Annotated in this window: 4 protein-coding genes and 1 riboswitch; all 4 genes read right to left on the bottom strand. The window is 42.0% G+C overall.

Features of this window, described 5'->3' with window-relative positions; translation table 11 throughout:
- Positions 1-92: 92 nt before the first annotated feature.
- The 4 genes from brnQ to J5M87_RS03805 all read right to left on the bottom strand — a co-directional run bounded on the left by brnQ (position 93) and on the right by J5M87_RS03805 (position 17,580).
- Positions 93-1,418, bottom strand: coding sequence for a branched-chain amino acid transport system II carrier protein (gene brnQ / locus J5M87_RS03820; protein ID WP_154608968.1), 1,326 nt, complete (start codon positions 1,416-1,418; stop codon positions 93-95).
- 140 nt (positions 1,419-1,558) lie between these two features.
- Entirely contained in the window at positions 1,559-3,388 is a 1,830-nt protein-coding gene (locus J5M87_RS03815; protein WP_154608969.1) for a heavy metal translocating P-type ATPase, read from the bottom strand.
- 59 nt (positions 3,389-3,447) lie between these two features.
- Positions 3,448-3,556: riboswitch (NiCo riboswitch) on the bottom strand.
- A gap of 254 nt (positions 3,557-3,810) precedes the next feature.
- Positions 3,811-10,863 (bottom strand): MucBP domain-containing protein, encoded by a 7,053-nt coding sequence (locus J5M87_RS03810; protein WP_154608970.1) that lies wholly within the window; start codon positions 10,861-10,863, stop codon positions 3,811-3,813.
- 351 nt (positions 10,864-11,214) lie between these two features.
- Positions 11,215-17,580, bottom strand: a complete 6,366-nt coding sequence (locus tag J5M87_RS03805) for a putative Ig domain-containing protein (protein ID WP_154632449.1) — start codon at positions 17,578-17,580, stop codon at positions 11,215-11,217.
- Positions 17,581-17,589: the final 9 nt, after the last annotated feature.

Genomic DNA, 17,589 nt, shown 5'->3' with positions numbered 1-17,589 from the left:
TGATTCCAAAAACTAGAGAATTTCATGTGGAAAAACTTGAATTTGATAAGGTAAACCAAAAAAATCTACCACTTTCGTGATAGATGACATCGTTATTCCATTTCAAAACTTTCTGCTACTTGCTTGTCTGGCAGGATAAAAGCGATTACTAAACCAATCAGAGCTGGGATAAGCCAGGGAAGTGAAGCACCCGCAAAAGGCAAAGCCTTGATGAGTTTATTTAATCCTTCTAAGTTAAATTGATTACCGATAATGGTTGCAAAAGCTACAATCGTTACTAAGGCAATAGTCAGCTGCATACCGATTTTAGATAAGGGGAGCAGGCGATTGACAATCACCAAGAGCACAATTGCAATGGTAATTGGATAAAGGATTTGTAAAACCGGAATAGAATAGGCAATAATTGCTGACAAACCAATGTTGGCAATCCCAAAACCAATTAAGGTGAACAAGGTCGCATAAACTTTATAGCCTAATTGTGGGAAGGTTTTGACAAAAAATTCTGCTGTCGATACAATCAAGCCCACCGTTGTCGTAAAGCAGGTCATGGTCACCATAATGGCTAGGAAAATCTGTGCGCTAGGACCAAAAATGGCCTGAGTTGCTTGCGAAAGGACATAGACACCTTTATGGACATCTGAGGTCATGACTTCTGCCGGAATTGGAAAATGATTGCCTAAGAAGCCAAGTCCTACGTAAAGGGCACTAAAACCAAGAGCAACAACAACTCCTACTACCCAAATGGTTGAAACGTATTCTCTCTTAGAAGCAAAACCAAGCTGATTCATCGTTTCAACTGCAATCACACTAAAGGCAACAGAAGCAAGGGCATCTAATGTATTATAGCCCTCTAAAAATCCTGTCCCAAAGGCTGAGGTGACATAGGTTCCTGAAGCAGCCATCGGACTTGCACTCCCATACTTTGCAGCTCCTAGAGCCACTAAAACAACGATTAAGAGGGCAAAGAACGGTGTTAATACTCTTCCAACTAAATCTAAGATTTTCGAAGGATTGAGTGCAATGAGATAGGCTATCGCAAAATAGCAGAGAGTAAAAGCTAAGAGTCCCCATTGCGTGTTTCCAGTCAAGAGCGGTGCAATGCCGACCTCATAGGCTGTTGTTGCTGTCCGAGGAATGGCAAAGAACGGACCAATTGCCAGGTAGAGGGCAACCAGATAAATCGTTGCAAAACGTGGTGAAATCTTGCGCGAAATCTCATAAACATAGCCTTTAGGATTCAAGGTTCCAATAATAAGAGTGAGAACAGCGATTCCAACTCCAGACAAGACAAATCCACTAATGGCCGACCAAAATTGTTCCCCAGACAAGGCACCAAGTGTCGGAGGAAAGATTAAATTTCCTGCCCCAAAAAATATACCAAATAACAGCAAACCTGTTAAAGAGCCTTTTTTTATCATAAATATCTCCTTTTTATTCAACAGTTCCTATTATACCAAATTCTCTCCCTAAAACAAAAGGACATTTTTCAGCCATCAAAGGTTTTGTTAATTCAGAATCTTCATACAGATCTATTCTTTCTCTCTATTTTCCCATTTTTTTATTTACTAGAATGAAGCAAGCGTAAGCCATTTAAAATCACTAGAATTGTCGACATTTCATGGAAGAAAACACCCTGTGTTAAATCAAGAATGCCCATAAAATTCAGGACAACCAGTATCAGAATCACACTAAGAGAAAAGCAGATATTCCAACGGGTAATCCGACCGTATTTTCGGCTTAGCTGATACAATAAGGCAACTTTTTCGAGATTATTTTGCGTGATAATTACATCACTCATGTCCATCGCAAGATCCGTACCACTTCCCATTGCAATTCCAATATCTGCATGGGCCAAAATAGGAGCATCATTGATCCCATCTCCAATCATACCAACTACCTTATCTTGCTTTCTGTATTCTTGCAAGTAAGCCACCTTATCTTCTGGCAGACAATGTGCTTGGTAACGTTGAATATGAAGAGTGTCTGCTACAAATTGAGCCGTCTCTAGCCGATCTCCTGTCAACATAGCAACTTCTACTCCTTGTTGTTGCAAGGCAGTAATTGCAGTACTGGCCTCTGATCGTACTGTGTCTACCAATTCAAAATAGCCAACAATCTGATTTACCTTAGCTACGAATAAGAGCGTTCCGTAGCTTTCTTTTGTCAAATAGTGCTTTGGATCTTGATATGTCTGTACGAGTTTTTGATTCCCTATTACCAAATCTCCCATCTCAATGCCATAGCCTACGATTTCTCTAACAGAGCTTGATACTACTGAAGATGGTAAGGGGATTTCACTAAACTGACGGACGATGGATTGAGCAAGTGGATGAGACGAACGACTTTCCATGTATAAGAGAAAAGGGAGCAGTTCTGGCTGATCTAGCTGATAGTTTTGGACACGAAATTCTCCTTTGGTTAGCGTACCAGTTTTATCCGTACACAATACGGTCATCTTCATCATATTTTCTAGTGCTTGACCTGTTTTGATTAAGATACCATTTCTTGCTCCAAAACTCATGGCACTCAACATGGCAGGTGTAATAGAAGCAATCAAGGCACAAGGACTTGCCACCGTCAACAAAATCATTCCCCTATAAAAAGCAGCTACAAAGCTCATCCCCTTGATGAAGTAAAGACTAGCAATAAAGAGAACCACACCGAGCAAGGCAGCAATTACATAGTACTTTTGTAAGCGATGAAGCAATTGATCTCGTTTGCTCTTACTTGTACTGGCCGCTTGAATCAGAGAAACAATTTGAGAATAACGACTCTCATTGCTTTCTTTAACGACTTGATAGGTGCTGGTATCTCCTATATTAAGTGTACCTGCAAAAACTACTTCCCCTTTTTCTTTTGTTACAGGAAGACTTTCTCCAGTTAAAAGGCTTTCATCTACTGACATCCGTTCTTGGGCAAGTCCATCCAAGGCAATTTGTTCTCCTTTGGTTACGACAATGCTGTCTCCTACTCTAATGTCCTCAATTGCTCGTAAGACAATCTGACCATCGCTTGTCAAGACACTAGCTTGTTTAGGTACCTGTATCATCAAGGTTTCCATAGTCTTCATTGATTTTTGAAAAACATACTCTTCTAAAACTTCTGATCCTGCAAAGATAAACAGTAAGATTGCTGCTTCACTAAAATAAGCAATGGAAACCGCTCCTAGTGCAGATACAATCATCAATAAATCCACCTGAAAATCTCTGGTATCGAGCATTTCTTTGATGACATCTTTTCCAATCGGTCCACCAAGAAATCCAATCGCTAGGCAGAGAAAAGCAATGCTCCAGCCTTTTTCACCACCTTCTAATAATAGGCCCATTCCCAAGCATATACTGCCTAATAAAAAGAACAATCCTCTTTTGGTTTTTACGATAGCTTTCATTGATACTCCTCCTTTTTTGCACGAAAAACCGAAAAAAGAGCATACCTATGGACAGTTTGTACTGTCTCACAGATATGCTCAGCTAATCACCAAACAAGTTTCTGCTGTCTAAACCCTTATAGACCCGGCTACGCAACGAAACGTTGCTGCTTGTTCATATTCTATTTCTTTTATATGAATAGTATAGCTCGTTTTAAAACAGCTGTCAAGTGGAAAATGAAGTAGTCCTATCACGAACAATCGTTACCTTCTTTACGTCGTCTTTCAGGATGTCGCCAATAACGTCTACTGCAAAGAGCACTACAAAATGTAGACCTACGATCCAACTTTCCTTGGATTGTAGTCACCTTTCGACCGCATCTTTTACAAATGAAGGTCCTACTTTGATACCACAAACTAGATTCTTGCTCTTTCATGTTTCGCTATTCTTCTTCTTTCCTTTTTTTACCAACCATACCTAAGGCTGCTAATCCAAGTGCTGTCGCCATATAGATGAACTCAGGATTTCCATTAGCATCCCCCGTATTTGGCAATGTTTGGGCATCTGATTTCATGTATATTTCTTTAGAAGGTTGTTCTGGGGTTTGAGTTTCCATTGGTGGAGTCGCTGGCTTACCTGGCTCAATCGGTTTACCTGGTGTCGGTGTTACCTTCTTCTTGTAGACATAGGTAACTTTCTTCTTGCCATTAATGTAGCTACCACTTGGATCATCACCTTCTACACGTACCAATTCATAACCTTCAATCTCTTTTGGAGTTGTCGTATATGGATCGTTTGGTTTACCCTTGCTGTTTTCTTGTGGTGCTACTGGATTTCCGTCTTCATCCACATAGTTAACTTCAAGGTCGCCTTCTTCCACAACTGATTTCACACCTTCTTCCACAACTGGTGGAGGCGTTGGCTTACCTGGTGTCGGTGTTTCCTTCTTCTTGTAGACATAGGTAACTTTCTTCTTACCATTGATGTAGCTACCACTTGGATCATCACCTTCTACACGTACCCATTCATAGCCTTCAATCTCTTTTGGAGTTGTCGTATATGGATCGTTTGGTTTACCCTTGCTGTTTTCTTGTGGTGCTACTGGATTTCCAGCTTCATCCACATAGTTAACTTCAAGGTCGCCTTCTTTCAATTTGTAGATATAGGTAACGTCTGTGTTTCCTTTGACAACCTTACCAATTTCCTTATCGCCTTCTTTCACTTTCACCAGTTCATAGACTAGACCATCTTTACCGGTAATTTCTTTCGGAATTTCTCTACCATTTTCATTGGTATTGTAATCCGTTCCAACTAGTGATTTTGGTGTATCAATTGTTGGATTTTGAATCACTTTACCTTCTTCATTCACATAGTGAACAATTACTGTACCTGCTGGAAGATATGGCACTGGGGTTGGTTTTTTCGGATCTACTGGAGTTGGTGGAATATAGCCGCCATTTGGATCTTTTGGTAATGGTTTCGTTGGATCGCTTGGATCTACTGGTATGTAGTCTGGAACTTCTGGCAATCTTGGATCATCACTCGGATCTTCTGGTGTCTTATCGTACGGTACTTCTGGAATTTTTCCACCTGTCTCTGGAATCGTTGGATCATGAGGATCATTTGGATCTACTGGATTCTTAGGATCTTTTGGAATATAAGGTACATATCTTTCTGGGTTATCTGTTGGTGGAACTTCTTTATAGACATAGGTAATTTCTGTTGTACCCTCAACGACCTTACCTTTTTCAGCTCCGATAGTCTTACTTGGTACAAGCTCATAAGTCTTACCGTCAGCTGTTGTGATGGTGATTGGTTTATGATCGAAGGTTTCATACACTGTACCAGTTGATGTTAACGGTGTATCTGTCTCATCTTTAGCGATTGGGTTACCAGCTTCGTCTACATAGTGGACAACAACATCACCTTTGACCTCTTCGTAAACATAGGTCACTTCAGTCGTTCCTGGTGTTACCTTACCTTCTTCTTCACCTTTCGTCAAATCTGGTACACGTTTGTAAGTCTTACCATCTGGAGTCTTAATTTCCTCTGGACGGTTGTCTTTCGTATCGTAACCTTCACCAGTTGGAGTGTCTTTCTCATCAACCTTGTCCTTAGCAATTGGGTTCCCATCTTTATCTACATAGTGGACGATGACATCACCCTTGACTTCTTTATAGACATAGGTAATTTCTGTTGTACCCTCAACGACCTTACCTTTTTCAGCTCCGATAGTCTTACTTGGTACAAGCTCATAAGTCTTACCGTCAGCTGTTGTGATCGTTGTTGGTTTGTGATCGAAGGTTTCATACACTGTACCAGTTGATGTTAACGGTGTATCTGTCTCATCTTTAGCGATTGGGTTGCCAGCTTCGTCAACATAGTGGACAATAACGTCACCTTTGACCTCTTCATAGACATATGTCACTTCGGTTGTACCTGGTGTGACTTTACCTTCCTCTTTGCCTTTCGTCAAATCTGGTACACGTTTGTAAGTCTTACCATCTGGAGTTTTGATTTCTTCCGGACGGTTGTCTTTCGTATCGTAGTCTTTACCGGTTGATGTTTCTGGAGTATCTGTCACATCTTTAGAAATTGGATTGCCGTCTTTGTCCACATAATGAACGATGACATCACCTTTGACTTCTTTGTAGACATAAGTAATCGTTTGGTCTTCCTCTTTTACTTTACCGTCGACTGGTGCAGAAGTTACCAAGTGGCCATCCTTATCAACGTCACCTACTCCGTATTCGCCTGCCGGTACAAGCTCGTAAGTCTTACCGTCAGCAGTCGTAATGGTTGGTGGTTTTAATTCATCTGTTTTCGTATCGTAATCTGTTCCTGTATCGGCATCTTTTGCAACTTCTTTAGCTGGTGCAATTGGATTTCCATCCGTATCTACATATGTTACATCGACATTACCTTTTTGAAGTTCGTAGTAGTAAACAATACGTGTTGTTCCTTCTACAACGTCTCCGTCTTCTTTTCCAGCAACTTTTTCAACACGTTTGTAGACTTTGCCGTCTGCTGTTGTGATGGTTTCTGGACGATTATCAGTCGTTGTATAGTCTGAACCTGTTGAAGATGCAGGCGTATCAATTACAGCACCTTCCCATTCCGGACGAGCAGTATCATCTTCCTTGTCTTGGGTATCTGCTGTTGAGACATTTCCAATCGTCACGCCATTGCTTCCGACACCGGTAATTGGGTTTCCTGTACCATTTTCACGGTAAAGGACAACGACATCACCCTTGACTTCTTTATAGACATAGGTTACTTCTTTAACCTTACCAGCTTCAACGCTACCATCTGTTGCGTCAGTTGTTGTCAAGTGACCTTGATTATCTACCACACCAGCTCCATAGTTACCTGCTGGAACAAGCTCATAGGTCTTGCCATCTGGAGTTTTAATTGTTTTTGGTCGGTTATCTGTACCTGTGGTATCATACGCTGTACCAGCTTTTTCATTTTCTAAAACTGGTTTACGTCCAGGTACTTCTTTACCATTTTCAACAAAGGTGATTGGATTTCCATTTTCGTCTACATAGTTGACATTAACTGAACCTGCTTTTTCATAGACGTAGATAATGTTTTGTGTACCTTCTTTGACTGGACCAGTTTCATCTGTCACAACGGTATTGGTATCGCTAGTGTCTTTAACAACTTCATTCTTACCGACTGTGGCGCTTGTGGATTGTTCTTTGAGAATGTAGGTCACTTCTTTTGGCTGGCCATCTTCGCCTGTTTCAATACGAGTGAGTTTTTCTGGTTTCTCATCCTTTGTAACAGTATAGGTCTCACTAAGCGGTTTATCATCGGTATTGTGATGGTTTGGCTGAAGGACATTACCTTCTGTATCTACGTAGTGGAGGACGACATCACCTGTGACTTCTTCATAGACATAAGTAACTTCTGTCGTTCCAGGTGTGACCGTTCCTTCTTCTTGACCTTTCGTCAAGTTCGGTACAAGTCTATACTTCTTACCTTCTGGTGTCGTGATGGTTTCTGGACGGTTATCTGTCGTTGAATAGCTTGAACCTGTATCGGTTGATGCAGTATCGATTACAGTACCTGGAAGTTCTGGACCTTTCTTATCGTCTTCCTTATCTTCCGTAGATGATGTTGGAACACTTCCGATGGTTACGCCGTTGTTGCCTAAACCTGTAATTGGATTGCCATTCTTATCAACGTAGTGAACGATAACATCACCTTTGACAAGTTCATAGTAGTAGACAATCCGTGTGGTTCCTTCTACAACGTCTCCGTCTTCTTTTCCAGCAACTTTTTCGACACGTTTGTAGACTTTGCCGTCTGCTGTTGTGATGGTTTCTGGACGATTATCGGTAGTTGTATAGTCTGAACCTGTTGAAGATGCAGGTGTATCAATTACAGCACCTACCCACTCTGTACGATCCGCATCATCTTGCTTGTCTTGAGTATCTGCTGTTGAGACATTTCCAATCGTCACGCCATTGCTTCCAATACCTGTGATTGGAGTCCCTTTTCCATCGTTTACACGGTAAAGGACAACGACATCACCCTTGACTTCTTCATAGACATAGGTAATCACTTTTGGTGTTTCCCCTACTTGACCAGTTGGGTCATCAACACCTTCTGTACCAAGTTTTGAGGTTACTAGGTGGCCATCATTCGCAACATCACCGACTGGATAATTGCCTTCTTTCGTCACTAGTTTATAAGTCTTACCAGTTTCAGGATCTTTGATGGTATTTTCTCTTTGAGGATTTGAATCGTACTCTGTCCCAACTGGCGTATCTTTTGGTTTTACTTCAGCTGGCTCTTTGATTGGTTTACCTTCTGTATCAACGTACTCAACCGTAACTTGACTACCCACCTTTGGAGCATATTCGTACTGGATGGTTTGTTTCTCTTCTGTAACCGTACCTGTCGTTGCAGCTGAACCTGCTTTGATTTTTGGTGTTCCGTCAGGATTTGTCACCAATTCATAAACAACACCGTCCTTATCCTTCAAGGTTGGTGGTGGAGTATCTTCATACTTCGTTCCAACAGGTGTGTCTTGCGCTTTGACAACCGTATCGCTCTTATCTGTATTGTCTTCTGGGTACAGACGAGTTGTTGTGCCTTCTACATAATACTGAGCAGCTACTTCGCCACCTTTTTTAGCAGCATATTGATACTGGATGACTTGTCCGCCACCATAGGCAATTTCACCTTCTTGTGGTGCTGAACCGGATTTTAAGACTGGCTTGCTGTCTTCATTAACGACTAGTTCATAAACAATACCATCTTTGTCTGTCAAAGTTGGTGGAACATCCGTATCTGCATAAGGTTTACCGTCGATGTCTTTAGCAACTTCTTTTTTCTCAGGATTTTCTTTGTCGTAATCTGCTGGGTCAGGATACAAGTGAGTATCTGTACCTTCTACGAAGTACTCTGCTTCAACTTTTTCAATTTTAGCATATTCGTAGATAACGCTGTCTGATGGTCTCCAACCACCACGAATCGTAGCAATTCCTGTTACACCAGCACGGCTATTCAAGACTGGTTCATAGAAAGCAGCACGTGATACTGAATCGATAGGCAACTCTAACGGACGGCTATTTACAACACCGTATTCAAGGTAGCCTGTTCTCCCTTCTGCCCTAAACTGAGAAACCGTTTTTTCTGCGAAAGAGGCACGATAGAAAGCATCTTTATCAGTTTCATAGATGGTTCCACGTTCAGCCGCAATGATTTCATCCTTATACTCTTGGATAGTCTTGCTCGAATCTGCTTGATATCTACGTTCAGCTTCTTGCCGTACCCCTTCTGAATATACCGTTTTAGTCGTAATGTCCGTTTCTGGCATATACACTTTACGCTCATAAGTCGTATAGTTCTCTATATTTTTGAAGAATTCTTCTGCACTTGGAAGTGTTGCAGCTTCATCAGGTTTATTGGCATTTTTTGGACTCACATAGATGGTCATCGTTCCATGTCCATCGTTGGTATCAAACTCCATTTTCCGATAGATGGTCATAGAGCCTCTTCCAAGTGGTGCAACTAGTCTTGTGTAAGTTATATCACCTTTCCCAATGTTTGGAGTTGCTGAAACTGTACCATCTTGATTGGTATTTATCGATACTAATTTATAACCAGGAATGTCAAATGGCTCTGTGGTATAAGCATAACCAGTCCAGCCCGCTTGTTTATAATCATCAAGCAATGGTTTATTAGTCTTGTATTCTACATACTTAGTAATCTGTTCATCGTAACTTGGCGATGGGAGAACGACTTCATCCAGATAGTTAATCGAAGCCGCTGGTGGCGATACTAGATTTTCTTCCGTACCTATTTTATTCGCATTGATTACACCATTACGATGCGGTTTAATGACAACCTGTCCATTGTCAGAAACTGTAATGGTTGGATTTGCAGGGTCAATATTTGTAAATGGAATCGCATCTCCTGGATTGCTAAGTTCTGCTACATAAGAATCCGCTAATGGTTTTCCGCTAGCATCGATTGGAGTCACGTAGACACGAGGAGCTTTGATACCTCCATCTGCTGGTGCTTCGCTATCAACAGAAAGAATATACTTGAAATCTTTATTATTACCATAACCAATAACTGCATAAGTAAATCTTCCTGGTTTCGGATCAACGAATTTAGGAGCTTTCTTAGAGGTATCTGCCTCTGTATTTGGATTAGTAACGCTATAATCATCTTGGATTTTAGATGCATTATCAGCCTGAATAGCATCTTTATTTGGTAATAGCGAAGAAGTAGAACCAGCATCTTCTGTTGTCCGGAAGCCTGTATAGGAATTATCACTTCCTGAAGTTTGATCCTTAACTACTCTAAAGATCGCTGTGTTTCTACGTCCACCACGTTCAACAACAGCCAATTCCACAACAGAAGCTTGATTACGGGCTAATTTCCAACCTGCTAAAGCTGGATTCTGTCCAATTTCACTTTCGACAGCAAGGTTAACTGTAGCTCTTTCTGATTTTGGAAGACTGGTCTTTTCTACTACAGAACGATTGCTTTCGTATACCACTTCAGAAGTTGCTTCATCAACATAGTTTACTTTATAAACTGCAACAATATCTCGCTTAGGAGCGATGGTAAACTCACCAGTTTCCTTAACAGTTACATCCTCTTCTTCTTTAGCAGACGCTTTAGAATCTTCTACTTTTTCAGCAGGTGCCTTTTCTTCAACTTTAGTCGATTCCGCATCTGGTTGACTTTCTAAAACTGCTTTCTCACTGTCAAGTTTTGTGCCAACAGGAGTTTCTGTGGCTTCTGACGTAAGTTTATTTTCTACGGCATCCGTTGCTCCTACAACAGCTTTATTTTCTATGGTTTCCGTCTTCGGAGTAATATCTGATACTACCTCTGTAGCATTCGCTGACTCAATTTGTTCAGCTTGAACGTTATCAATGCTTGCAACAAATGCCGTACCAACGAGCACTGAACAAGCTCCAATCGTAAATTTACGAATCGAAAAACGTTCCTTTTTCTTAAAAAACATGTATTTCTTCCTTTCAATTTATCATCTTAAAAAACTATTTTATCTCTCTATCACTATTCATAGCTAAGTTGAAGCCTCATCTCCCTTCCCTGCTTTAAAGAATTATCAGTAAAAAAGATTAAACTTCAGGTAAAATGAAATAATCATTATACTGAATATCGAAAATCAGAGCATTTGAAAATATTAGTTCCAACGGATACGGTTTCAACCACTAATTTTCGAATAGCATATTTCTGTAGATTATTCCATTTACATCCTGATGTTTCTTTCGTTTGTTCTCCAAGAACACCTACCTTCGTTTGCATCTTAATATAAGGAGTTGACTATTTATCACAAACGAATGATTATATGTTATTCATCTTCTTGTTTTTTGCGAGTTAGGGCGCCTGCCATGACAAGTGCTGTCAGAGCTGCTCCTGCTAAGAATGGACTTGAACTGGTTCCTGTTTGTGGAAGCGTATTTTCCTTAGATGAATGTGCACTTGACGATACTGGTGCATTTGGTTGAGGGGTTTCGCTGGTTGAAGGTTCAGGTTGACTTGGTTCCAGTGGTTGATCGTTGCCTGGCTGAACTGGTTGACCTCCACTTGGTTGTTCCGGTTTACCACTACCTGGCTGGCCTGGTTGACCTCCACCTGGCTGTTCCGGTTTACCACTACCTGGTTGAACTGGTTGACCTCCACCTGGTTGTTCCGGTTTACCACTACCTGGCTGGCCACCTTGTGGCTCATTACCTTTCGGTTGATCGCCTTTTGGTTCATCACCTTTTGGTTCATCACCTTTCGGTTGATCGCCTTCTGGTTTCTTAGGATCATCGCATCCGCAGTCTCCGTCTTTACCATCTTTACCATCGCGACCGTCTTGGCCGTCTTTACCGTCTTGGCCATCTCGACCATCTTGACCGTCTCGACCATCTTGACCGTCTTGGCCATCTTGACCATCCTTGCCATCTCGACCGTCTTGGCCATCTTTACCATCGCGACCGTCTTGACCATCTTTGCCGTCTTTACCGTCTTGGCCATCCTTGCCATCTCGACCGTCTTGGCCATCTTTACCATCGCGACCGTCTCGACCATCTTGGCCGTCTCGACCATCTTGGCCGTCTCGACCGTCTTTACCGTCTTGGCCATCTCGACCATCTTGGCCGTCTTGACCATCTTGGCCATCTCGACCATCTTGGCCATCTTGACCGTCTTGGCCATTTTTCACAAAGGTATGAGTGACTTCGTTACCATCTCCATCTTTAATGATAATCCAGTAACCTTCGTTATCACCACTATCCTTACCTGGAATTACTTCAAAGGTTGGTGTTTTACCATCTTTACCATCTACACCATCGCGTCCTGGGGTACCGTCTTTACCGTCTTGACCATTTTTCACAAAGGTACGAGTTACATCTTTACCATCTCCATCTTTAATGATAATCCAGTAACCTTCGTGATGACTACTATCTTGACCTGGGACTGTTTCAACAGTTGGTGTTTTACCATCTTTACCATCTACGCCATCGCGTCCTGGAGCACCATCTTGACCGTCACGTCCTGCTGCACCTGCTGCACCTTGGTCTCCCTTATCGCCTTTGTCGCCATCTGGAATGAAGGTTTCAACTGAATCTCCAGTGGCATTTGTAATTGTAACGATTGTTCCTTGTTTACCGTCTTTGTCGCCACGTTTTGTAGTAATAGTTGGAGACTGACCATCTTTACCATCTACACCATCGCGTCCTGGGGCACCGTCTTTGCCGTCTACACCATCACGTCCTGGAGTACCGTCTTGACCGTCGCGTCCTGCTGCACCTTGGTCTCCCTTATCGCCTTTGTCGCCATCTGGAATAAAGGTTTCAACTGAATCTCCAGTGGCATTTGTAATTGTAACGATTGTTCCTTGTTTACCGTCTTTGTCGCCACGTTTTGTAGTAATAGTTGGGGACTGACCGTCTTTACCGTCTACACCATCGCGTCCTGGGGTACCGTCTTTACCATCGCGTCCTGCTGCACCTGCCGCACCCGCTTCGCCTTGGTCTCCCTTATCGCCTTTTTCGCCATCTGGAATGAAGGTTTCAACTGAATCTCCAGTGGCATTTGTAATTGTAACGATTGTACCTTGTTTACCGTCTTTGTCGCCACGTTTTGTAGTAATAGTTGGAGACTGACCGTCTTTACCGTCTACACCATCACGTCCTGGAGTACCATCTTTGCCATTGTCGCCTTGTGTAATAACTGGAACAGCAGTAGTATTGATTGCATCACTTGCTGTTTTTCCACTTTCCGTTTGCTTAACTGTTACAGATTGACCTTTTTCAAAGGCTGGTAGATTTTCAAGCATCCATATACCGTTAGGTGCTACTGTAACTTCTTTGATTTCACCATTTGGCAAGCGAACTTCAATTATTGCACCTGCTTGACCACTACCGCTAATCGTTGTATCACCTTCGATAACCTTATTTATGCTTGGATCTGAAGATTGAGTTGCATTCTTATATTCTGGTAATTCAAGGACTGTCAAGTCAAAGAGAGTCGACTTAGTTTTCGTACCTCGAGCATTGGTCAAAGTTACTGGGATTTCAAAGGTTCCGCTAACACCTGGTTTTCCTGAGAAAGTTTTGGTTGCTTCGTTATAAGTTACTCCCTCTGGAAGCATGCTCGTATCAACTTTTAGAGTCGCTCCTTCAGTATGCTTAATAACTGCATTACGAATGCTTGAGCCCTTCAATACTGTTTGGATTGGATGACTCAAAGTCAAGTCAAGCGAATCTTCTACAACGCTTAGGCTAACTGTTGTCTTAGCTTCAGCACTACCGAGTTCAAACGGATTGCTTGCCTGAAAGACAAGATTAAAGTTCCCAATCTTGCTTGGGGTTCCTGAAAGGGTCTTCGTTTTTGGATCATAATGAAGTCCGTACTCGCTAAAGACTGCTGCATCGATATTTTCCTCTGGAACGACACTATACGGTGTCCAGAGAGAGACTTTTGAATGTTCGCTTGAAGTCACTACGATATCTTGCATAGCTGTACCAAGGTCAACAGTTTGAGTCTTCGGATTAGCCTCTACAGTAACAGGTAGTGGTGTTACCTTAATCACAATTTTCTTCGTCACTTCAGTGTCACTTTCCGCTCCAGGATAATAAGCAGAAACAGTAATTGTGTTGCCATCTTCAGAAGTAACAATTGTTGGAGTTCCTGATATTGTTTGAGTATCTGGGTCATAAACTAAGCCTTCTGGAAGAAGATAGCTAATAACATCGCCTCGGATTTTTGCACCTTCTGAAACTGTAATCTTAATCGGAGTCATCATATCCAGTACCTGAACTGTCCGATCTTCAGCTGAAATGTCTAACGGTTTTGGAGTTACTGTGATTTTAAATTTGGTCGTTGTCCGCGAATCACTCCGATCGAAAGGATACGCGGCTGTCACTGAAAGTTCGAAATCTCCTTTACGAGTTGGTCTACCTGAAATAGTCCGAGTCGTTCTATCATAGGTCAAGCCCTCTGGTAAAGTCGATTCATCAAATGAAACCTCAGCTTTATCACTCACTTTAAAGACAATTGGTGTCATTTCATCCAAGATTTGGACAGTCCGATCTTCTGCGGTTACCTCGATTGGTCTAGGCAATACGTTAATTTTTAAGGTTGTAGTCTTCTCATTTCCTCTAATTTCTGGATAGCTCGCTCTAACGGTCACCGTAGATTCACCTTTTTGAGTAGGCGTCCCTGAAATGGTCTTGGTTTCAGAGTTATAAATGAGACCAGAAGGTAATTTATCTACACGATCTATCCTTGCTCCATCAGTAACACTTAGAATGATTGGATCAATCGCATCGCCAATCATGACCGTCCGATCTTCACCACTGATTTCCAAGTCTTTTGGCGTAACAGTAATTTTGAAGTCACCAGTTGCGTATTGTTTTCCACCATTTCTGTCACGACTGTATCTCAAACCATCTTCCCACTCTTCTTCTGGTCCATAGATACCAAGACTAAATTCACCAACTACTGTGGGGGTTCCACTAATTACTCCAGTCTTTTCATCAAAGGTCAAACCACTAGGCAAGTTCCCTATTCCTATTCCACTTGCCTGACTAACTTCAAGGTTAACATCTTCTGCTCTTGGAATTTTATATTCAAACTTCTCAAGGACTGGTATTGTTAACTCAATTGGTTCAACTGTAAATTGACCTGGAGTAACCGTTAATTCGACGAATTTGGTCTTTGTTTTTTTATCCAAGGATACTGTAACTGGAATACGGTAAACACCTTCGTAACGACCAATACCTGAGATAGTTTTGGTCTCACTATTATAGCTTACTCCTATTGGAAGTTTGGATGTATCGACTGTAAGAGTTGCTCCTTGCGTATGGGTAATGACCATATCTTCGAAGTGTTCGCCTTCTTTAACCGTCTGCTTAGCATTGGTAACATCCAAGTCTAGGTCATTATCTGGGTTTGGCTGTACCTCATAAGTAAAGATTGTTGACGTGACAGAGGTTGAACCGTCTCTATTTTGATAAGACACAATGACTTTGGCTGTTTGATGTTCTTTTACCGTCTGAATCCCTGATCCTTCTAAGGAAGACTTGTCAATATTTTTATTAATTATTGCGTAGTTGTCACTGGCTTCGACCTTCATGTCGGTAATGGTACTTCCGCCTTCTAGACTAACTGGAATCGCTGGGAAGACTTCTCCTTCTTTCCAGACTTGGTGGGCGATTGGATTGATAACATCGGTCACTTCAAATTCAAAGATCCGTGTTGGAGCATTATCACCAAAGTGGCCGTCCACAGCCTTGACCTCGAACTTGTAGATACCTGGAGTAAGTTTTGCGCCATCTTTTTTAACAACCTCACCAGTTTCTGTCAACTCTGTCCCATCTGGGAAGGAAACAGGTTTGATCGTGGCATTTTCTTTATTTTTAATCACTTTTCCTAGAACTTGACGCTCTGTAGAGGTCGGTACTGATACACGAGTTGCACCTTCTGCTAGATATTCCGAAGTTCCTACAAATCGAACATCAGCATTGGTTAAGGCTCCATCTTGAGAGCGTTCATAAGTCTTGAAGTCCAAACGGAAGTTCTTTTCTAATCCTAAATTGTCCACGACCTTAAAGGTGACGAAGTAGTCCCCCGCTAGCTCTGGCAATTCTGTAAACTGGACGATGTACGGAGTAGCAACATCGCTACTGTAACGCTCCTCCTTAGTAACTGTACGTCCATTCTCCATTATAGTATAGTTTTTTATTCCAGAATGTGGAGAATACTTTGTCCCAGGATTAGTTTTAGAAAGGTCTTTGAAGGCTATTTTGACCTTATCAGAGCCACCTGTTTGCTCAAAACGGGCGATGGATAAATGATTTTCCGGGAATGTTGACAAACTATCTAAGGCTTCCAACTGAAACAGCGCATCGTACTGTTTCGTTTTAGGGGTTGCACTCGCTACGGTATCATTTTCAATATAATAACCAAAAGGAGTTACAGGAACGAGAAGTTTTCCATAAGTCAGATTGGTAGACGGCTTATTTTCGGTCTCCGAAAATTCAGCACGGCCAAACTCACCAGAAGTTACTTCATTTACAAAATAATCATGTCCCCTTTCAAATTTAACAGGCTGTCTTCTAGTTTCAGCTTTTTGAAAACTTTCCGATAATACTGCATAAGCTGCCCGCGGTACAAATCCTTTATGGGACTGGATTTTCAAATCAGCACTGGCCTTGACTGCTGGGTCTGTCTTTGAGACCAGACCAATCTCGTAGGTTCCGATTTCTACTGAGGCATCTAGCTTGACGGTCCCTGTGATGTAGTTGGAAACCTTGTCATAGGTTAAACCGAGCTTTTTGGCTCCATCTGTCAGCTCAACATCATCTGGACTAATCCGCGTCGTCCCCATTTTATAGGAAATATTAAGGGTATCTCCATTTTTGGTAACTGCATAATCTACATTTTCAAAACGGTTATTCCCCCAATAGCGCTCAATGGTAATATAAGGCTTATCGTTCGTTGGTGTCATCAGATGGGCACGGAAGCTGGCACCTTCAGCTGGGGCTACTACGCTTTCCTTGTCTGCTAAGACGTTGAAGTTGAGGATATTGCGACGATTTTCTGTCACAACTGCTGAAATCGTCTCTGATTGGTCTTCTGCAAGGCGGTAACCATTAAGAGCTACTGCTGTCTCTGTTACTTCTACAGTTGCTGGTTTGTCACTTGTCCGAACAGCCAGTGATTTATTTTCTGATTGGACAACCTTATCTGTCTCCACATCGGTATAGGTCACCTTATAGGTAATCCCAGCAACTCTCTCAGCTACTTTATTTTCCGTTTCTGGTTGCGTTACCGCTTCAGATACAACTGGAGTAGCCACTGTACTTGCCTGGATTTCCTCTGCATTAGCTACTTCTACATGCTTTTCTTCAATTTCCTTTAGACTAGCTACTTCCTGACGTGCTTCAGCTGAAAGATCTGCTACGATTTCTTCAGCCGTACGTGTCTCATCGTCAGATACTGGCAGTGTTTCCTCTGCAACAGCAGATGCTTCTTCCACAGCACCTTGATTTTCTACACTGCTTCTTACAACAGAAGATACCGTTTCTGTTGTGTCAGCAGCAACAGTGCGAGAGTCGATTACAGCTGTTCCAACCACACCGATTGCAGAGGCTGCTACGACTGTTTTCAAAGCTTTGTTCCTTTTCATTTGATGGACGTATTTTTTCTTACGTTTTTGCTTCATATATTGCTC

It is taken from the genome of Streptococcus sp. zg-86, assembly GCF_017639855.1.
Lineage (GTDB): Bacteria > Bacillota > Bacilli > Lactobacillales > Streptococcaceae > Streptococcus > Streptococcus zhangguiae.
The sequence above is the reverse complement of the archived record's forward strand: the minus strand, read 5'-3'. Positions and strand labels throughout refer to the sequence as shown.

Bases quoted from the DNA above. Each gene is read 5' to 3' on its own strand.
- brnQ (WP_154608968.1), bottom strand. From the start codon at position 1,418: ATGATAAAAAAAGGCTCTTTAACAGGTTTGCTGTTATTTGGTATATTT.
- J5M87_RS03810 (WP_154608970.1), bottom strand. From the start codon at position 10,863: ATGTTTTTTAAGAAAAAGGAACGTTTTTCGATTCGTAAATTTACGATT.
- J5M87_RS03815 (WP_154608969.1), bottom strand. From the start codon at position 3,388: ATGAAAGCTATCGTAAAAACCAAAAGAGGATTGTTCTTTTTATTAGGC.
- J5M87_RS03805 (WP_154632449.1), bottom strand. From the start codon at position 17,580: ATGAAGCAAAAACGTAAGAAAAAATACGTCCATCAAATGAAAAGGAAC.